This is a genomic window from Nocardia sp. NPDC004278 (assembly GCF_053602975.1).
Map to the genome: position 1 here is coordinate 33,139 of NZ_JBSGEQ010000002.1, position 18,748 is coordinate 51,886.

Annotated in this window: 21 protein-coding genes; 12 read left to right on the plus strand and 9 right to left on the minus strand. The window is 65.8% G+C overall.

Translation table 11 applies throughout. The annotated features are described in order from the left end of the window. Positions 1-97: 97 nt before the first annotated feature. Both ACWEO2_RS02675 and ACWEO2_RS02680 read left to right on the plus strand, forming a co-directional pair. The gene (locus tag ACWEO2_RS02675; RefSeq protein WP_355184222.1) at positions 98-427 is read left to right on the plus strand and encodes an ArsR/SmtB family transcription factor; all 330 of its coding nucleotides are present in this window, start codon (positions 98-100) and stop codon (positions 425-427) included. Beyond that, a complete protein-coding gene (locus ACWEO2_RS02680; protein WP_452403747.1) occupies positions 427-1,146 on the plus strand; it encodes a cation transporter in 720 nt (239 codons plus the stop codon). The genes ACWEO2_RS02675 and ACWEO2_RS02680 overlap by 1 nt, the downstream gene beginning before the upstream one ends. A 247-nt stretch (positions 1,147-1,393) precedes the next feature. Here the strand turns inward: ACWEO2_RS02680 and ACWEO2_RS02685 are convergent, their stop codons facing one another. Next, positions 1,394-2,131 carry a GntR family transcriptional regulator gene (locus ACWEO2_RS02685; protein WP_452403748.1) on the minus strand — a complete coding sequence of 246 codons (738 nt, stop codon included), beginning with the start codon at positions 2,129-2,131 and terminating at the stop codon, positions 1,394-1,396. Positions 2,132-2,286: 155 nt separating this feature from the next. Here ACWEO2_RS02685 and iolC point away from each other — a divergent pair, with 155 nt between their 5' ends. The 3 genes from iolC to iolB are packed head-to-tail and all read left to right on the plus strand — an operon-like array spanning position 2,287 to position 5,047. Beyond that, positions 2,287-3,288, plus strand: coding sequence for a 5-dehydro-2-deoxygluconokinase (gene iolC / locus ACWEO2_RS02690; RefSeq protein ID WP_452403749.1), 1,002 nt, complete (start codon positions 2,287-2,289; stop codon positions 3,286-3,288). After that, positions 3,285-4,160 (plus strand): Cgl0159 family (beta/alpha)8-fold protein, encoded by an 876-nt coding sequence (locus ACWEO2_RS02695; RefSeq protein ID WP_354952293.1) that lies wholly within the window; start codon positions 3,285-3,287, stop codon positions 4,158-4,160. Before iolC ends, ACWEO2_RS02695 begins: the two co-directional genes overlap by 4 nt. Before the next feature lie 5 nt (positions 4,161-4,165). After that, positions 4,166-5,047: a 5-deoxy-glucuronate isomerase gene (iolB, locus tag ACWEO2_RS02700; protein ID WP_452403750.1), complete on the plus strand. Its 882-nt coding sequence runs from the start codon at positions 4,166-4,168 to the stop codon at positions 5,045-5,047. A gap of 16 nt (positions 5,048-5,063) precedes the next feature. On the opposite strand, the gene ACWEO2_RS02705 is transcribed toward iolB, so the two are convergent. From ACWEO2_RS02705 to ACWEO2_RS02735, 7 genes are all read right to left on the minus strand, one after another. Further along, positions 5,064-7,448: an ATP-binding cassette domain-containing protein gene (locus ACWEO2_RS02705; RefSeq protein WP_452404138.1), complete on the minus strand. Its 2,385-nt coding sequence runs from the start codon at positions 7,446-7,448 to the stop codon at positions 5,064-5,066. Positions 7,449-7,713: 265 nt separating this feature from the next. Continuing rightward, positions 7,714-8,124, minus strand: a complete 411-nt coding sequence (locus ACWEO2_RS02710; protein ID WP_452403751.1) for a VOC family protein — start codon at positions 8,122-8,124, stop codon at positions 7,714-7,716. 5 nt (positions 8,125-8,129) lie between these two features. Then, a complete protein-coding gene (locus ACWEO2_RS02715; RefSeq protein WP_354961111.1) occupies positions 8,130-8,579 on the minus strand; it encodes a helix-turn-helix transcriptional regulator in 450 nt (149 codons plus the stop codon). Positions 8,580-8,660: 81 nt separating this feature from the next. Continuing rightward, positions 8,661-9,050 carry a hypothetical protein gene (locus ACWEO2_RS02720; protein ID WP_452403752.1) on the minus strand — a complete coding sequence of 130 codons (390 nt, stop codon included), beginning with the start codon at positions 9,048-9,050 and terminating at the stop codon, positions 8,661-8,663. Positions 9,051-9,343: 293 nt separating this feature from the next. Further along, a complete protein-coding gene (locus tag ACWEO2_RS02725; RefSeq protein ID WP_452403753.1) occupies positions 9,344-10,174 on the minus strand; it encodes a mycofactocin-coupled SDR family oxidoreductase in 831 nt (276 codons plus the stop codon). 88 nt (positions 10,175-10,262) lie between these two features. Further along, a complete protein-coding gene (locus ACWEO2_RS02730) occupies positions 10,263-10,640 on the minus strand; it encodes a TIGR03668 family PPOX class F420-dependent oxidoreductase (RefSeq protein ID WP_452403754.1) in 378 nt (125 codons plus the stop codon). Between the two features lie 26 nt (positions 10,641-10,666). Then, positions 10,667-11,272, minus strand: coding sequence for a TetR/AcrR family transcriptional regulator (locus ACWEO2_RS02735; protein WP_452403755.1), 606 nt, complete (start codon positions 11,270-11,272; stop codon positions 10,667-10,669). 339 nt (positions 11,273-11,611) lie between these two features. On the opposite strand from ACWEO2_RS02735, the gene ACWEO2_RS02740 reads away from it, so the two are divergent. Both ACWEO2_RS02740 and ACWEO2_RS02745 read left to right on the plus strand, forming a co-directional pair. Next, positions 11,612-12,271: an RraA family protein gene (locus ACWEO2_RS02740; RefSeq protein WP_452403756.1), complete on the plus strand. Its 660-nt coding sequence runs from the start codon at positions 11,612-11,614 to the stop codon at positions 12,269-12,271. Between the two features lie 21 nt (positions 12,272-12,292). Continuing rightward, positions 12,293-12,586: a chorismate mutase gene (locus tag ACWEO2_RS02745; RefSeq protein WP_452403757.1), complete on the plus strand. Its 294-nt coding sequence runs from the start codon at positions 12,293-12,295 to the stop codon at positions 12,584-12,586. A 52-nt stretch (positions 12,587-12,638) separates the two neighbouring features. Here ACWEO2_RS02745 and ACWEO2_RS02750 read toward each other — a convergent pair whose 3' ends face one another. Further along, a complete protein-coding gene (locus ACWEO2_RS02750) occupies positions 12,639-13,154 on the minus strand; it encodes a DnaJ family domain-containing protein (RefSeq protein WP_452403758.1) in 516 nt (171 codons plus the stop codon). Between the two features lie 124 nt (positions 13,155-13,278). On the opposite strand from ACWEO2_RS02750, the gene ACWEO2_RS02755 reads away from it, so the two are divergent. The 5 genes from ACWEO2_RS02755 (at position 13,279) to murQ (ending at position 18,731) form a co-directional block, all read left to right on the plus strand. Beyond that, positions 13,279-14,193 (plus strand): N-acetylglucosamine kinase, encoded by a 915-nt coding sequence (locus ACWEO2_RS02755; RefSeq protein ID WP_452403759.1) that lies wholly within the window; start codon positions 13,279-13,281, stop codon positions 14,191-14,193. Between the two features lie 73 nt (positions 14,194-14,266). Beyond that, positions 14,267-15,796 carry a sodium:solute symporter gene (locus ACWEO2_RS02760; RefSeq protein ID WP_452403760.1) on the plus strand — a complete coding sequence of 510 codons (1,530 nt, stop codon included), beginning with the start codon at positions 14,267-14,269 and terminating at the stop codon, positions 15,794-15,796. Next, positions 15,796-16,965, plus strand: a complete 1,170-nt coding sequence (locus tag ACWEO2_RS02765) for an anhydro-N-acetylmuramic acid kinase (RefSeq protein WP_452403761.1) — start codon at positions 15,796-15,798, stop codon at positions 16,963-16,965. Before ACWEO2_RS02760 ends, ACWEO2_RS02765 begins: the two co-directional genes overlap by 1 nt. Next, positions 16,952-17,815 carry a MurR/RpiR family transcriptional regulator gene (locus ACWEO2_RS02770; protein ID WP_452403762.1) on the plus strand — a complete coding sequence of 288 codons (864 nt, stop codon included), beginning with the start codon at positions 16,952-16,954 and terminating at the stop codon, positions 17,813-17,815. Before ACWEO2_RS02765 ends, ACWEO2_RS02770 begins: the two co-directional genes overlap by 14 nt. Before the next feature lie 22 nt (positions 17,816-17,837). After that, positions 17,838-18,731, plus strand: coding sequence for an N-acetylmuramic acid 6-phosphate etherase (gene murQ, locus ACWEO2_RS02775; RefSeq protein ID WP_452403763.1), 894 nt, complete (start codon positions 17,838-17,840; stop codon positions 18,729-18,731). Positions 18,732-18,748 lie beyond the last annotated feature (17 nt).

The window sequence follows — 18,748 nt, forward strand, 5'->3', positions numbered from 1 at the left end:
TCGCGCGATTACTACCGGGACCCCCGGTGAGCGGCCGAGGTTCAGCTCCAATGGTTCACTATTTTCTGAATACAGATTCTTATGTACTGTCTTGGGTGTGGAAGCCGTGCTGCACCGTGATGCGTTGGCCCGTTTCGGGCATGCCCTGTCGGACCCGACGCGCACCGAGATCTTGCTGAGCCTGCGGACTGCCCCGAGCTACCCCTCGGATCTGGCCGACCGGATCGGGGTCTCGCGCCAGATTCTGTCGAATCACCTTGCGTGCCTGCGAGGTTGCGGATTGGTGGTGGCGATTCCGGAGGGTCGCCGGTCGCGCTATGAGCTCGCCGATCCCCGCATTGCGCGCGCGCTCGACGACCTCACCGGATTGGTGCTGGCGGTGGATCCGGCGTGCTGCCCGGACTCCGATGCGCAGGGGTGCTGCTGATGTCGCAGTCGCTGGGAATTCCGTCGCTGCCCTCGGCGGTGACCGTCTCGGGTCCGTCTCGGGAACGACGGGCGGTACTGGCTCGGCGCATCCGATGGTTCGTCGCCGCGACCATCTCCTACAACGTGATCGAGGCGATCATCGCGCTGACCGAGGGCGCCCGGGTGTCGTCGGCGGCATTACTCGGGTTCGGTCTGGACTCGGTGATCGAGGTTTCATCGGCGGTTGCCGTGGCGTGGCAGTTCGCGGGGCGTGACCCAGCGGAGCGGGAGAAGGACGCGCTGCGGGTCATCGCGTTCTCATTCTTCGCGCTGGCCGCCTACGTGAGCGTCGATTCGATCCTGTCTCTGCTGCGGGTCGGTGGCGAGGCTCGGCATTCGCCGGTCGGCATCGGGCTGGCGGCGGTGAGCCTGGCGATCATGCCGGTGCTGTCGTGGGCGCAGCGTCGTGCCGGGCGCGAACTCGGTTCCGCCTCAGCGGTTGCGGACTCCAAGCAGACTCTGCTCTGCACTTACCTGTCGGCGGTGCTGCTGATCGGATTGGCGATCAACAGCCTGCTCGGCTGGTCGTGGGCCGATGCGATCGCGGCACTGATGATCGCCGCTATCGCAGGCAAGGAAGGTATCAATGCCTGGCGCGGCGATACCTGCTGCCCATCCCCCATGGCCCTGGGAGTGGGCGACCCCGCTGCTGGGCACGAATGCGAGTGCTGCGCCTGAATCATCGAGGGTGGCCTGAGCCCATGGGGTCAGAGCCGCATTTGATCGTCAGTACGCTGCGAGAATGTTCACGACCCGCGGTGCACTTGATCCGGGGTGTCGGTGAGGCTGCGTCATGATCGCGGCGGCCCGGGATCGATGATCGGTACTCGTTTTACGCTGCAGCCGATTCGATCGTAGGGCTGACAATATATATCAATATGTTCGGACAAATTGTCCGGTTGGCGAGATTTCGACTCGCACCGTTTCAGCGGCTCAGTACGGTCGTATCGAAGAAGTGCCGCGAGGCGCGATACACGTGCCGACCCATTTCGACCGGGCGTCCGGAACTGTCGAAAGCGACGCGCTGCATGGTCAGCACCGGCGCGTTCGTACGCTCCTCCAGTAGCTGGGCCTCGGCCCGGGTGGCGCTGCGTGCACCGATTCGCTGACGCGCGAGTGCGATGTGAATCCCCTTGGCCCGCAGGCATTCATAGAATCCGTGCAGCTCGAGCTGGTCGGGCGCGGGCGCGAATTCGGCAGGTACATAATTGGTCATGACGGCCAGCGGTTCACTTCCGGCCCGGCGCAGCCTGCGGAAGGTCACGAAGCGGGCATCCTCGGGCACGCCGAGTTCCTTGGCGATATCGATATCGGGAGCGCCGAGTTGGTAGTCGAGCAATTCGGTGGTCGGCTCCTGCCCCGCGGTGAGCAGGTCGTCGTAGAGGCTGGTCAATTCGACCGGGCGATGCACCTGATTCTGCACCACCTGGGTTCCCACCCCGCGCCTGCGCATCAACAGCCCTTTATCGACCAGCGCCTGGATCGCTTGCCGAGTGGTCGGCCGCGACACGTTGAGCCGTTTGGCCAGGTCCAGTTCGTTCTCGATGCGGTCACCGGGTGCGAGTCGACCGCTGAGTATCGCGTTCTCGATGCCTTGTGCCAGTTGGAAATACAGCGGGACCGGGCTCGTGCGGTCGATCGCGACATCCAGTGGCGCTGGCATCGTGACTCCTTGGGGCGGGCGGGTGCTGGTGGCCGCCGTTTCATCCACTGTAAGGCACTTCGCGCCTTACCGGTTCAATATGTCTGTAAGTCAGTATGTCCTGACAAAGTCTTGACAAGGCGGTATGGCGTGGCGCACAGTCTGGACAGGCGGCAATGCCCGTCGAGTTGGACCAACCCTGGAGTCAGCCTGTGAACGCTCAATTCGAGGTCGTGTCGACCGGTCGGGTCGGCGTCGATATCTATCCGCTCCAATCCGGAGTCGGTCTGGAAGATGTCGACACCTTCGGCAAGTTCCTCGGTGGCAGTGCCGCCAATGTCGCGGTGGCGGCGGCGCGGCTGGGGCGGCGCACCGCGCTGTGGTCCGGTGTCGGCGCCGATCCCTTCGGCCGGTACGTGCGGCGCGAGCTGGTCCGCCTCGGCGTCTCGGATGCACTCGTGCAGACCACCGACCGCTTCGCGACGCCGGTGACCTTCTGCGAGATCTTCCCGCCCGACGATTTCCCGCTGTACTTCTACCGCGAGCCCAGCGCGCCAGACTTGCAGATCACCGCTGGACAGGTGGATCCCGAACTCATCCGCGGTGCCGGTGTGTACTGGTCCACCGTCACTGGACTGTGCCAAGAGCCCTCTCGCACAGCACATTTCGAGGCCTGGTCGATCCGGGAACGCCGCCCGCTGACCGTACTGGACCTGGACTACCGGCCGATGTTCTGGGCCGCGGAGAGCCAGGCCCGCGAACAGGTGCGCCGATCCCTGACACAGGTCACGGTGGCGGTCGGCAACCGCGAGGAGTGCCGCATCGCCGTCGACGAGACCGACCCGCATCGGGCCGCCGACGCGCTGTTGGATCTGGGGGTCGAACTGGCCATCGTCAAACAGGGGCCGGATGGTGTGCTCGGCAAGACCCGCCACGAATCGGTGGTGGTGCCGCCCGCAACCGTCGAGGTGGTCAATGGCCTCGGTGCCGGAGATGCCTTCGGCGGCAGTCTGTGCCACGGCCTGCTCGCCGGGTGGGATCTGGAGACCATCCTGCGTCGCGCCAATGCCGCGGGGGCCATTGTCGCCGCCCGGCTCGAATGTTCCACTGCCATGCCGACCAGCGCGGAAATCGACGCACTTGTCGAGCTGTCACCGACCGGAAGGGCCAAGCCATGAAGGTAGCCGAGCTGACCGAGGTGCGTGCGGCCGATCCCGGCGCCGTCGCCAGGGCATTCGATGCCAGGACCCGCCGCGGTCTGGTGCGCGACGACGGCCGGTTGATGATCATCGCCGCCGATCATCCCGCCCGCGGCGCACTGGCGGCCGCGGGCAACCCCTATGCCATGAACAGCCGCATGGAGCTGCTGGACCGGTTGGTCACGGCATTGGCCCGGCCGGGTGTCGACGGTGTGCTCGGCACCGCGGACATCATCGAGGACCTGCTGCTGCTCGGTGCGCTCGAAGACAAGGTCGTATTCAGCTCGATGAACCGAGGTGGTATCGCGGGCGCGGATTTCGAGCTCGACGACCGAATGACCGGGTATACCGCGCGGGCGACCGCCGCGGCCGGGCTCAATGGCGCCAAGATGCTCAATCGGTTCGATCTCACCGATCCGGGCACCCTGTCCATGATGACCGCGAGCGCCGCCGCCATCGATGAGCTCGCCGCGCTCGGCCTGGCCGCGCTGCTCGAGCCGTTCATATCGCACCGGCCCGATGGGCCGGGGACAAAGGTGGTCAACGACCTGTCGCCGGATGCGGTCATCAAAAGCGTTCACCTGGCTCAGGGACTGGGCTCCACATCGGCATACACCTGGCTGAAGCTGCCCGTCGTCGCGGAGATGGAGCGGGTCATGGAGGCCACCACCCTGCCCACCCTGCTGCTCGGCGGCGACCCACAGACAGATCCGGACGATACCTACGCCCATTGGGCGAAAGCCCTTGCGCTGCCGGGGGTTCGGGGCCTGATCGTGGGCCGCGCCCTGTTGTATCCACGGGACGGCGATGTCGCGGGCGCCGTCGATACGGCCGTATCGCTGGTGCGGTGATCGGCATGCACAGCAAGCACTACATACCCGCCGCCCGCAGCTGCCGTGCGCCGTACACGGTGGAGCTCACCCAGGAGTCGGCGGGCTGGGAGCACTGCAGCCTGCATGTCATCGAACTCGAGCCGGGACAATCTCATCGCACGCACAGCCGCACCGATGAGATCGTCATTGTGCCGCTGTCCGGTTCGTGCACCGTGGTCAGTGCTGGTCAGTCGTGCGAATTGGCCGGGCGCGACAGTGTTTTCGACGGCCCGACCGACTTCGCCTACATCGGCCGGGACAACTCCTACACCGTGACCACGGCCAACGGCGGGCGGTTCGCGCTCGGCGGCGCTCGCGCGCAACGGCAGCTCCCGTTCCGATATGTCCCCGCCGTCGATGTGCCGGTGGAGTTGCGCGGTGCGGGCAACTGCAGCCGTCAGGTGCACAACTTCGCGACCGCGGACACCTTCGAAGCCGACTCGATCATCGCCTGCGAGGTGATCACCCCGGGCGGCAACTGGTCGTCGTATCCGGCGCACAAACACGATGAGCTCACCGATACCGAGACCCCGCTCGAGGAGATCTACTACTTCGAATTCGCCCGCGGCGCCGATGATTCGCCGGGCTTCGGCTACCACCGCGTGTACGGAACGCCGGAGCGGCCGATCGATGTGCTCGAGGAGGTCCGCGACGGCGATGTGGTGCTGGTTCCGCACGGTTACCATGGCCCGTCCATCGCCGCGCCCGGCTATCACATGTACTACCTGAACATCATGGCCGGTCCCGGACCGGAACGGGCCTGGCGGATCAGTGACGATCCGGCACAGGCGTGGTTGCGCGGCACCTGGACGGATATGGCGATCGATCCGCGGCTTCCCATGGGCGCGAAGCGGAATCGACAGTGAGGCCGATTTCGGACGGCTACGCGCCGACGTAGGCCGCGAGGTGTTCGCCGGTGAGGGTGCAGCGTTCGGTGACGAGGTCCGCGGGTGTGCCCTCGAAGACGACCTTGCCGCCGTCGTGGCCCGCGCCGGGGCCGAGATCGATGATCCAGTCGGCATGCGCCATGACTGCCTGGTGATGTTCGATGACGATGACCGACTTGCCGGAGTCGACGAGCCGGTCGAGCAGGGCCAGCAGGTGTTCGACGTCGGCAAGGTGCAGGCCGGTTGTCGGCTCATCGAGGACGTAGACGCCGCCCTTCTCGGTCATATGGGTGGCCAGCTTGAGCCGCTGCCGCTCGCCGCCGGACAGTGTGGTGAGCGGCTGGCCGAGGCTGAGATAGCCGAGCCCGACGTCGGCAAGTGCCTGAATGATCTTGTGCGCCGCCGGAATCCGCGCCTCGCCGGTACCGAAGAACTCCTCGGCCTCGGTCACCGGCATGGCCAGCACCTCGCTGATATCGCGGCCGCCGAGGTGGTAGTCCAGCACCGCTGCCTGATACCGCTTCCCCTCGCACTCCTCGCAGGTGGTGGCGACGCCAGCCATCATCGCCAGGTCGGTGTAGATGACACCGGCGCCATTGCAATTGGGACACGCGCCCTCGGAGTTGGCGCTGAACAGCGCCGGCTTCACGCCATTGGCCTTCGCGAACGCTTTGCGGATCGGTTCGAGCAGTCCGGTGTAGGTCGCCGGGTTGCTCCGCCGCGAGCCGCGGATCGCGCCCTGGTCGACCGATACCACACCCTCGCCTGCGGGGATCGAACGGTGCACGAGTGAACTCTTGCCGGAGCCCGCGACGCCGGTGATGACGGTGAGCACTCCGAGCGGGATGTCGACGTCGACATTGCGCAGGTTGTTCGTCGTTGCACCGCGAATCTGCAACGCGCCGTTGGGCTTTCGCACCGTATCCTTCAGTGCGGCCCGGTCGTCGAAATGGCGGCCGGTGGTGGTGCCGCTGGTCCGCAAACCCTCAACGGTGCCCTCGAAACAGACTGTGCCGCCGCCCGCACCGGCCCCGGGGCCGAGGTCGACAACGTGGTCGGCGATGGCGATCGTCTCCGGTTTGTGCTCCACGACGAGCACCGTGTTGCCCTTGTCCCGCAGCCGCAGCAGCAGGTCGTTCATGCGCTGGATGTCATGGGGGTGCAGGCCGACGGTCGGTTCGTCGAAGACATAGGTGACGTCGGTGAGTGCGGAGCCGAGATGGCGAATCATCTTGACGCGCTGTGCCTCACCGCCCGATAGCGTGCCCGACGGCCGGTTGAGCGAGAGGTAGCCCAGCCCGATCTCCACGAATGAGTCGAGGGTGTGCCGCAGCGCGGCGAGTAGCGGCGCCACCGACGGCTCCTTCAGGCCGCTGACCCATTCGGCGAGATCGCTGATCTGCATCGCGCAGGCATCAGCGATGCTCTTGCCCTTGATCTTCGATGACCGAGCTTGGTCGCTGAGCCGGGTGCCGTCGCACTCCGGACAGATGGTGAAGGTGATCGCCCGCTCCACGAAGGCGCGGATATGCGGCTGCAGCGCGTCGACATCCTTGGACAGCATCGACTTGCGGATCCGCGGGATCAGGCCCTCATAGGTCAGGTTGATGCCCTCGACCTTGATCTTGGTCGGCTCCTTGTAGAGCAGATCGTTGAGCTCTCGCTTGGTGAACTTCTTGATCGGCTTATCCGGGTCGAAGAAGCCGCAGCCGGTGAAAATCCGGCCGAACCAGCCGTCCATGCTGTAGCCGGGGATCGTCAGCGCACCCTCGTTGAGCGACTTGGAGTCGTCGTAGAGCTGGGTCAGATCGATGTCGTTGACCGAACCCCTGCCCTCGCAGCGCGGGCACATGCCGCCGGTAATGCTGAAGCTGCGGCGCTCGCGCACCGTCTGCCCGGAGCGCTCCACCGTGACCGCACCCGCGCCACTGATCGAGGCGACGTTGAACGAGAACGCCTGCGGGGAGCCGATGTGCGGCTTCCCGAGTCGGCTGAACAGGATGCGCAACATCGCATTGGCGTCGGTGGCGGTGCCGACGGTGGAACGCGGATCGGCACCCATTCGCTGCTGGTCGACGATGATTGCGGTCGTCAGCCCTTCGAGTACGTCGACCTCCGGCCGCGCCAGCGTCGGCATGAAACCCTGCACAAAGCTGCTGTAGGTCTCGTTGATCAGCCGCTGGGACTCGGCGGCGACCGTATCGAATACCAGCGAACTCTTGCCCGAACCGGAGATGCCGGTGAATACCGTCAACCGGCGCTTGGGGATCTCGATGCTGATGTCCTTGAGGTTGTTCACGCGAGCGCCGATCACGCGGATGAGATCGTGGCTGTCGGCAACCCGGGGTGCGGGCGATTGCGTGTCCGTCTTCTTGGCCATGCTGATCGTGTCTCCATCTGTTACGCGGGCCGCCTGCGCGGGCTCCTGCGGAGTCGCCTGGCTCGATCTAACCAGCTTCGAGCAGGGCGTTCGGTTGTTCTTCATCGGCGTGGGGCGTGGGCAGCTGTTTGCTGTGCCGGTGGCGGGCGGTGGCCGCCACCGGCATTGTCCCGGTCCATTCGCCCAGCCATCCGCGCAGGTCAGGGCGGTGATTGCCGGGCTGCTCGGCGGGTTGCCGACAGGCCCGATGCAGCTGCCGGATAGCTCAGCGCAGTTGCTTGATGCGGACCATATTGCCCGCGGGGTCGCGGAAGGCGCAGTCGCGGATGCCGTACGGCTGCTCGGTCGGCTCCTGAACGACCTCGGCGCTATCGCTGGCCTGCAGCTTCTCGAAAACGCCGTCGAGGTCATCGGTGGCCAGGTTGATGCTGGCGTAGGTGCCCTTGGCCATCATCTCGGCAATGGTGCGGCGCTCGTCGTCGGTGATACCGGGGTCGGCGGCGGGCGGATGCAGGACGATGGACGTGGGCTGGCCGACGGGGCCGACCGTGATCCAGCGCATCCCGTTGTATCCAACGTCGTCGCGGACCTCGAAGCCGAGAGTGTCGCGATAGAAGGCCAGGGCGGCGTCCGGATCGTCCTGCGGGAGGTAGGCCTGGTGAATGGTGATGTTCATGGCGATCACGCTAGTTGCGACGCGTTAACTTGCGCTTCTCGATTCCTGATCGGTCTGGTCACCTGCTTCGCCACGCAGGACGGCATCCCCTCCGTCGCGCGGGCCTGCTGCTCTCGATAGACGCTCGGCGGCACGCCGACCAATTCGGTGAAGCGAGTGCTGAAGGTTCCCAGCGACGAGCAGCCGACCGCGAAACAGACCTCGGTGACACTCAGGTCGCCACGACGCAACAGCGCCATCGCCCGCTCGATGCGCCGTGTCATCAAATAGGCGTACGGCGGCTCGCCATAGGCGAGCCGGAACTGGCGGCTGAGGTGCCCGGCCGACATATGTGCGTCGCGCGCGAGCGCCTCGACGTCCAGCGGCTGCGCGTACTCCCGGTCGATTCGGTCGCGGACGCGACGCAGCCGCGCGAGATCGCGTAGGTGATCCTCCGTTGCGGGTCTGCTGGTCACCTACCAGATCGTGCCATATCGAAAGTCCGGCGGTCGAGCGCTGGCCAGCACGCAGTCAACTGCCGGAGGCACGGGAAATCGCTAGAAACCGCAAGCGGTGTCGACGGCGGACATGGCGCCCATGAACGCCGGATCGTTGATCACGCTCTGCCGATCCGAGTCCGCCACCGCCGCCAGCCGATTCAACTGCGCCACCGCACCGCCGACCGCGGCCCGCACCCGGCCTTCGTCGGCATTGGCCTCGGCAGCGGCGAACTTCGTGGTGAGCTCGGCCCACACCCGCTTCGTCTCCGCCAGGCCGCCACCGTTGGAGGTGTCGATCGCATTGGTCTTGGCGCCGAAATCATCGATCGCCGTACTCAGCACCGCGCAGGTATCACCGTCGCCAACCGCGTTCGCGGACCCGGTCACCGCGACGCCACCGCCGATCACGCCGATCACCGCCGCCATCGTGAGAACTGCGCCGCGCATGCGATCACTGCCTTTCTTCTGCTGTTGTGGGACAGCACTTTGTACCAGCGTGTCCACACTGCGGCAACTCCGAGTCTTCAAGCGGCACAGTCGTGCTCACCGCAGCGAGAACGCTCGTCATATGGCGTGGGCGCGTCAGTTCACGGCGGATGTCCGTCGGCTCTCGCGCCGCAATTCGAGCTCGCCAGGCAGGCGCATCGCGAATGCGGTTGCAACGCTGATAGTTGTCGGGGTGCTCGTCGTCGTCGCACCTTCGTCCTGGCGATCCTGAGCATCGTCGGCTTCTGGCCGACTCAGGTGGTGCCCGCGCTCATACCGCCGGAGATGGTGATGGCTTCGCCGTTGAAGTGACGGCCGTGTGCGCCGACCAGGAGCAGGATCACTTCGGAAACCTCCTGCGGCACAATCAGATCGCCGTTGGGAGGTGCGGCGGCGAACATGGCCTCCACGTCCTCGCGGGTGGGATTCTCTATATCCGGCACCATGGCGGAGTACATCGCCGGGTTCATGATCATATCGGTGCGCACACCGGCCGGTAGCACCGCGTTGACGGTAATGCCGTGCGGAACTAGTTCGTGCGCAAGCGATTTCACCAAACCGATCACGCCCCATTTCGCGGCCGCATAGTGCCCGGAATTCGCCGCACCCATGCGGCCGACAATGGACGAGGTGGCAACGATTCGGCCGGAGCGACGTTCGATCATATGCGGCACCACGGCACGAAAGCTGTGGAAAACTCCGGTCAGGTTGACATCGATCATGTCCTGCCACATCTGCTCGTCCATCTCGGCGATGGGCGCACCCGAGGCGATACCCGCATTGGCGAGCAGGATATCGATCTGCCCGAATTCGGCGATGGCGCGTTCGGTGACCGCGTCCATCTCGGATCGGCTGCGCACATCGGCCTTGACCGCCACACAACGCCGTCCGGTCTCCTCGACCAGTTTGACGGTCTCGGCGAGATCGTCCTCGGAGCCCAGCGGATATGGCACGCTGCCGATCGGCTCGGCAATATCGCAGAGCACGATATCGGCGCCCGCGGCGGCCAAAGTGACCGCATGCGAACGCCCTTGACCGCGTGCGCCGCCGGTGATCAGCGCGACTTTGTCGTCCAGCTTTCCCATCTGCGTCCCCTCTCGACTCGGCAGTCCCATGGTTACACGATCACCCAACGCGTAGTGCCGTGATCGGCCGTTAACCCAGCACCTCGTGTCAGCTTGCGGACCATCCCGACCAGCGGACGACATCGATGGCGACGACCGGTCCGGGCGGCGGCTGGGTCAGATACACCGGATAGCGTGCGGTGAGCAACTGTTGGGCCAGTAGGGCTTCGGAGTCGTCGGCGATCCGGGCGATGCCGTCCGCGCGGGTCCACCACAGTTGCGTCCAATCGTCGCTGTAGTGATCGGCGAGAACGGCAACCGACGGGTTCGCGGCGATATTCGCCAAGCGACGTAGCGCGGTGGTCGTCTTGGGCTTCGCATCGACCGCGGTGTAGATGATGTCGTCGGCGACCGCGAATACGATCGGCACGAGGTGTGGACGCAGGTCCGCTGACACGGTGGCGAGCCGGGCTACCGGTTCTGCCATGAACCGCTCCCGCGCCACCTTCGCGGTCAGTCGCATCGCACCCGTCCTGCCTGCCGGGCGGCCAGAAAGTCATCGATGATGCGGGTGCAATCGGCGCGATCGTCGCGTTCCAGACCCGCGAGTTTCGCGAGGAGTATCGGGCCGACGAGCTGCAGCAGCGCGAGTTCGGTGTCGTAGTCGGCGAATTGTGCTGCGGTTTCCGAATTTCCGAGGACCTCTTCGAATGGGGCGCGGTGCTGCTCGATGAATCGATGACGCAGAACGGCCAGCGCGGAGCCCTGATCCGCCACCTTGGGGCTCAGCGCAAGCCAGGCCAAGGTGGTGAGTTGTACCGGTGCCTCATTGATGACTCTGGCCTGGTAGTAAAGCAATTCGACGAGCCGGGTACGCAGCGGTCCGGTAGTCGGCGCCTCGGCTGGCGGCGGCAGCAGTCGGTCGAAGGTCGCGGCGAGCAACTGGGTGCTGCAGTCGAAGTGACGATAGAGGGTGGTGCGGGCAACCTTCGAGGTGCGGACCACCGCATCGATGGTGACCGCTTCGATACCGCCGGACAGCAGCAGTTCGGCCGCCGCGTCCAGTAATCGGTTGCGGGACCGTATCTTTCGCGGATCTTCGGATTCCTGCTCGGCCATGTCGAACGAAGTCTATCGCAACCGTGGAGCGATATGCTACCGCTAGTAGCGTAGCGATACCGATAGTAGCGTTTTGCGTGCGGTGAGAGAGCGCTCCATGGATACGGTCGAGATCCTGGAAGCGCTGCGCCTGCGCCGGTCACCGTGGTGAATGCCGACGGTGGCCTGTCTGGCCGTAGCACTGGTGGTCGCCTCCATGGCCGCGCTGTACTGGTTCTAGTCGGCGCGGTTCCGATTGCGATCTGGTCGCCCGGTCGTAAGCGTCGCTGACCTCGATCGGCGGGCGGACCGTACGATGCCAGCTGATCCCGCCATCCGAGTCACGAAGGGGCGTCACCGATGCCGACCGACCAGCTCGTCACCAAATTCCGCGCCGTCGATACCACGGCCATCTGCGACGCCGATAAGTCGACGCGGGTGCTGGACAGCGCGATTCGACCGCGATCCGCCGAGCCGCGCATCTTCGGCCCCGCCTTCACCGTCCGCTGTCGCGGTGACTTCCTAGCTGTCCTGCGGGCCGTCGAGACGGCCGCACCCGGCGATGTCCTGGTGGTCGATGGCGGCGGGGCCGATATTGCCTTCGCCGGAGAATTGTTCGCCCGCGGCGCGCTCGTGCGCGGCCTCGGCGGCATCATCGTCGACGGCGGATACCGCGATATCGCCTATGTGCGCGGCTGTGCGCTGCCGGTGTACAGCCGATTCGTTACGCCGATGGCGGGCAGCACTTCTCAACTCGGCCAGCTGCAGATCCCGGTGCGCTGCGGCGGCGTCGAGGTGGCTCCCGGTGATCTGATTCTGGCCGATGCGGAAGGAGTCATTGTTGTCGATCCCGAACGGATCGAGGCATTGCTCGATGCGGCGGCAGCGGTCAAGGAAGCCGAGGCCGAACTTGTCGCGCTGCTCGACGCCGGGTCGACGCTCAGCGACGGCCTGAACGTCGCCGAGCACACCGCCGCACTCGAACGCGGCGAACCCTCCGCACTGCGGTTTCGGGTCTGACGGCCCGTAGGATGGGCGGCTGTGTCCGCACCCGAATCGCTCGCCGAGGTCCGTGCCCGCATCGATGCCGTTGACGCGGAGTTGATCCGCTTCCTGGCGCAGCGTCAGAGCCTGGTGCGTTCGGCGGCGGCGTTCAAGACCGATGAACATGCCGTCCGCGCGCCGGATCGGGTGGCGCAGGTGGTGGCGCTGGCCCGCGAGCGTGCGACGGAGGCGGGTTTGGCCCCCGCCGTCGCGGAGTCGGTCTGGCGGGCCATGATCGATGCCTTCATCGAACTCGAACTCACCGAGCAGGCCGCGCTGCGACAGAGCTGATCTCGACATTCGGTCGTCGCGGTAGATCGCTGTACAAACGTTGGCTCGGGTATCAGGCCTGTCGGGTCGAGCGGCGGCGCGTAATCCGTTGCCACCAACTGGGTTCGGGTGCTGAAGACGCGGAATGAGCTCTCGGCGTAGTCGTTTTCGGCTGCTTACTTCGGCGCGCCGCGGTTCGGTCACTGCGCCACTGCGCGACAGCCTCTTCGGAATTCACCGGTCCGACCCGGACATATGGTCCGTGCGGCATCCGAAGCCAGTCCACGATGCGCTGGTTCAGCTCCGATATCGTTTCGCGAACCTCGCGCTCGGAAGCCATATTCCGCACCAATTCCGGGAGTTCCTCGATATCGCGCCGGAGTATCAGGGATGGGGGCAGCAGGCCGTCCGCACGCACTCCTTCGCCACGCAGGTAGCTCTTCAGCCACCAGTTCTCGTCATCGACGGAGCTCGGAATCGGTTTGCCCGCGCCGCGGAGGTTCTCGAATTCGCCGCGTTCGGTGGCCTCGCGGATCTGTTTGTCGATCCACGATTCAAAGGTGACACCGAGGGGTTTGCGCTCGGTCATGGCGATAGCTTCGACGGAACGTCCATATCTCCAGTCTACGGACGTCCGGCCGCGCCAAGGATCGCTGGTTGAGCAGCGACTAGGCCAATCGGCCGTCGTGGGTCTGCTGGTAAGCATGTTTCTCATGACCAGCCATATCCTCGCGATCGATCTCGGCAAGACCGGCTGTCGCGGTTCGCTGCGTGTCGATGGCAGCCAGACGGGTTATGCCGAAGCGTCGGGCGCGCCGGGACTCGCCCACGCCGCTGGCATCGCCGAGGCGGAACGAGCGATTCGCGCGGTCATCGACCAGATATCACCGAAACCGGCCACTTTCACGCTTTCGGTCGGCGCTGCCGGTGCCGCATCGGCCCCGGATGCGGCCGCCCTCCTGGCCCGGCGACTTGCCGAGTTCGCTGGCGCGGTGGCGATCACCTCCGATGCCGTTACCGCGCACGCCGGGGCGCTCGGCGGATCGCCCGGTGTGGTGCTGGCGATCGGAACCGGAGCCGTCGCGACGGCGGTCGACGCGATGGGCCGGTTCACCAGGGTCGACGGCTGGGGGCCGCAACTCGGTGACGAGGGCAGCGGCGGCTGGATCGGCATGGAAGGTCTGCGTGCCGCATTGCGCGCCCACGATGGCAGGGGGCCGCAGACCGTCCTGGCCGAGAAGGTCGGCGAACATTACGGCATCGATCTGGACGCGTTGCCGAAATACCTTGGTGAACACCATAATCCGGCCTTGGCTGCCGCCAGCTTCGCGCCCGTCGTCGCAGCGGCCATGGACGACACCGCGGCGGCGATCATGGCGACCGCTGCCCGCGCGCTCGGCCGCACTGTGCGCGCCGCCATCGAACGATCCGGCATGCGTCCGCCGGTCCCCTACGCGATCACCGGCGGACTCACCAAACTCGGTGCACCACTGCTGGACCCGCTCGACCAGCAGATAGCCGACGCGATCGAGCGCCGCGACCCGCTCGGTGATCCGATCGACGGCGCGGCCCTGCTCGCCCTCGACCGGACGACTGCGCTCGAAGCCCTGGTCACCCGAATTCTCTGACAATCATTGACAGACTCCACGTGACCACTGACACTTATTTTCATTCCGTCCACCGCGTCACCGGGGAGCTGCGTTGAACGCACTCAATCTCGCAGTCATCGTCATCTATCTCGTCGCTGTCGCGTGGATCGGCCTGCGGCTGTCCGGTAAACAGAAGTCCAGCAGCGACTATTTCGTCGGCGAGGGCCGAATGCCGTGGTGGACAGTGTGCTTCTCGGTGGTGGCCACCGAAACCAGTGTGCTCACCGTCATCTCGATTCCCGGCGGCGCGTACACCGATCAGGCTTTCGGAAATGTCGAGCTCGCCATCGGTTACATCATCGGGCGAACAATCGTGGCGATCGTGCTGATCCCGCTGTACAAGCGCGGCGGGTTCGTCAGCGCCTATCAATACCTCGAGCTGCGCTTCGGCCGCTATCTGCAGGGTGTGGCATCGGTGACCTTCGTGTTCACTCGGCTGCTCGCCGAGGGCGTGCGACTGTTCGCCTCCGCCATACCGATCAAGTTGCTGCTCAGCGAGTTCGGGCTCGACTTCGGCTACGACGCGATCATTATCGCGCTGACGCTGCTCACCGTCATATACACCTACCTGGGCGGCATCAAGGCGGTGATCTGGACCGATGCGCTGCAGATGGGCCTGTACCTCACCGGTGCGCTGGTCGCGATCGGCGTGCTCACCGGTCACGTCGGGGCCTCGGGCTGGTCGGATGCATTGCACGCGGGCAAGTTCCGCGTCTTCGATACCGATTTCGGTGTCGCACACATACTGACCAGCACATTCGCGCTCCCGACGGCAATAATCGGCGGGGCGATCTTCGCGATGGCCTCACACGGTTCCGATCAGTTGATCGTGCAACGCATCCTGGCGACGCGGTCGCTGCGCGACAGTCAGAAGGCGATGATCGGTTCGGGCATCTTCGTTGCCATCCAGTTCGCCGCATTCTCCCTGGTCGGTGTGCTGCTGTGGTCCTACAACGGCGGAAAGACGGCCAAGGAACTCGGGCTGGCCAGCGCGGACAGCCTGTACCCCAATTTCATTCTGCACGGTCTGCCGGTGGTGGTCTCCGGGTTGCTCGTCGCCGGAATCCTCGGCGCGGCAATGGGTTCGCTGTCCTCGGCACTGAATTCGATGGCGAATTCGACGGTCGCCGATATTGTTCGCAGCTTTTCGCGCCGGACGCTCGCCGATGACACGCTGCTGCGACTCGCTCGGGTGATGACGCTGGTGTGGGCGGTGCTGATGGCATTGTTCGCGATGGGTTTCAGCGCGACGACCGGCAATGTGTATCTGACGGCACTCACCATCGCCGGATACACCTACGGTGCGCTGCTCGGCGCATTCCTGCTCGGGCGGCTGGTGGCGCGCGCCAATCAGTTCGACGCGATCGTGGCGTTCATCGCCACGGTGATCGTGATGACGTTCGTGGTGCGGGTCGTCAAGATCGATGTCACGGTTGCGGGGAAGGTGGTCGAAAAGGGTATCGCGGCGCAGTGGTTGGTGCCGATCGGTGTGCTCGTGACCCTGGTGGTCGGGGCGATCGCGAGTCTGTTCCATCCCGCGTCCACGCCGCAAGAGCCGGAACCTGTTGCGGCGGTGGCATAGTGCGCGTCATCGGGTTGATGTCGGGGACGTCGCACGATGCGATCGATGCCGTGGGCGCGGATATCGTCCTGCGGGCCGAGACCCTGCACGTCGAACTCATCGGACAGCTCAGCCGGCCATATCCCGACTCGTTGCGATCGAAACTCATCGCCGCCTTGCCGCCGGGTTCGGTCGATATGGCGACCGTGTGCCGATTGGATACCGCGATCGGTCGGGCCTTCGCCGCTGCGGCCGCCGCCGCGATGGACGAATTCTTCGGCGGCAGTGCCGATCTCATCGCATCGCACGGTCAGACCGTTTACCACTGGGTGTCCGACGGCGCGACCCGTGGCACCATGCAGCTCGGTCAGCCCGCTTGGATCGCCGAACGCACCGGAGTACCGGTTGTCAGCGACTTTCGCGCGCGCGATATCGCCGCGGGCGGGCAGGGTGCGCCGCTCGTCGGGCTCTTCGATGTGCTGTGGCTGGCCGGGCGCCCCGGGCGTGCGGCGGTATTGAATATCGGCGGGATCGCCAATGTCACCATCACCGGTGATCAGCCGGTCGCCTTCGACACCGGACCCGGGAACGCGCTGATCGATGCCGCGGTCGAACGCGGCACCGGCGGTGCCGAGCATTTCGATCGCGATGGTGTGCGCGCCGCGCATGGGAAGGTCGACGCGCGGTTGCTGGAAACCCTTCTCGCGGAACCCTACTACCGCGCACCGGCACCGAAGACAACCGGGAAGGAGCTGTTCAACCACGCCTATCTGGAGCGCGTGTTGGACGGCCGTACCTTATCCACCGACGATATTGTCGCGAGTGTGACCGAGCTGACCGCACGCACCATCGCCGACGCCCTCGCGCCGCTGCGCCCGACCGAAGTCATCGTCTCGGGCGGCGGAACGCGCAATCCCACCTTGATGGCGCTGCTCGGCGCGCACTTGGACGACGCGAAACTGTGCACCTCCGACGAACTCGGACTCTCCTCGGCCGCGAAGGAGGCCACCGCATTCGCCGTGCTCGGCTTCCTTACCGCACACGGCCTCGCGGGCAGCCATCCCGCCTGTACCGGAGCCAGACGCGCCGCCATACTCGGGTCGATCACCCCGGGAGCGGCCGGGTTCACGCTGCCCGCCGCCCCCACCACCGTGCCCCGACGGCTCAGGGTGAACCATGCCCGAGGGTGATGACGTACGAACTCGCCTGCTGGCGGCGCTGCCGCGGCTCACACCGACCGCGCTGCGCGTCGCGCAGGTGATCCGGCACGATCCGGGCGCTGCCGCTCAGCTGACGGTGAGCCAACTCGCCGAGCGGTCGGGGACCAGCACGTCGGCGGTGGTGCGGCTGGCCAAAACGCTGGGCTACGAGGGTTATCCGCAGCTGCGACTCGCCTTGGCCGCGGTCGGTGGCGATGAGGGATCGCCGGTCTTCGCCACCGATATCGATGCCGATGACGAACTGTCGAAGGTGCTGCACAAACTCACCGCCTTTGAAACCGAGGGCATGGTCGCGACCGCGGAGCTCGCCGATCCGGCGACGATGGAGTCCGTCGTCGATGCACTGGTGGGTGCGCGCCGCGTGCTGCTCGTCGGCATCGGCGCCTCCGGACTCGTCGCGATGGATATGGCACAGAAGCTGACCCGCATCGGAATGTGGTGCGCCGCATGCACATCCGAAGACGATGCGCTGGTACAGGCCAGCCTGCTGGAGGCGGGCGATGTGAGCGTCGCATTCTCGCATTCGGGCGAAACCGCCGCGGTCGTCGAAGCGGTGCGCCGAGCCGCCGAAGCGGGGGTGACCACGGTCGCAGTGACGGCCGGAACGCATTCCGGACTCGCGAATTCCGCCGGGCACACGGTGCTGGTTGCCGGGCGCGAAGACGGATTCCGTTCCGCGGCAATGGCCAGCCGCATGAGCCAGCTGCTGATCGTCGACGCACTGTACGTCGGAGTCCTGCAACGCACACCGTCCGCCGCCAAAGCCCTGCGTCGCACCTACGAGGCGGTGGCCGATCGCCGAACCAAGGAGGCCGAATGAATTTCGTGACATCGGTGGCACGGTGACCGAAATCGGTTCGCTGACAACGGAAGCGGTCAATCCGCGCACCACCACACTCGACTCGATGTCGATCGACGAGTTGTTGCGCACCATGAACGCCGAGGACGCCGGTGTGGCTTCGGCGGTGGCGCAGGCGCTTGCGGAGATCGCACGGGCGGTCGAGTTGATCGTCGAAGCGCGTCGGCGCGGCGGCCGACTGATCTATGTCGGCGCGGGCACCAGTGGCCGTCTCGGCGTACTCGATGCGGTGGAATGCCCGCCGACCTTCGGCACTGATCCCGGGGAGGTGCTGGGGATCATCGCGGGCGGACCGCAGGCATTCCTGCGCGCGGTCGAGGGCGCCGAGGACGATCCGACCCGCGCCGCTGCCGACCTGTCCGCGATCGAGCTCACCCGCGACGATGTGGTCGTGGCACTGGCCGCGAGCGGACGAACTCCCTACGCCATCGGCGCGTTGCGACAGGCCCGCTCGATCGGCGCCGCGACGGTCGCCATCTCGTGCAACCGCAATGCCGAGGCCAGCGCACACGCCGACGTCGGCATCGAAATCGACACGGGCCCTGAGGTTTTGACCGGTTCCACCCGGCTAAAAGCGGGCACCGCACAGAAGATGGTGTGCAATATGCTCTCCACCGCCGCCATGGTCCAAGCGGGCAAGGTCTACGGCAATCTGATGGTGGACGTAAAGCCGACCAACGCCAAACTCATCGACCGTGCCCGCCGCATCATCGCCGAAGCAACCGAAGCCGATCCCGCCACCGCCGCAGCACTTTTGGACGCAGCCGACGGCCAAGTCAAAACCGCCATCGTCATGCGTCTGGCCGGAGTAGACGCACCAGCGGCACGGCGCCTTCTGCACGACGCGGACGGACGGGTGCGCGACGCCATCGGCTAGATACTGCTCCTAGACCA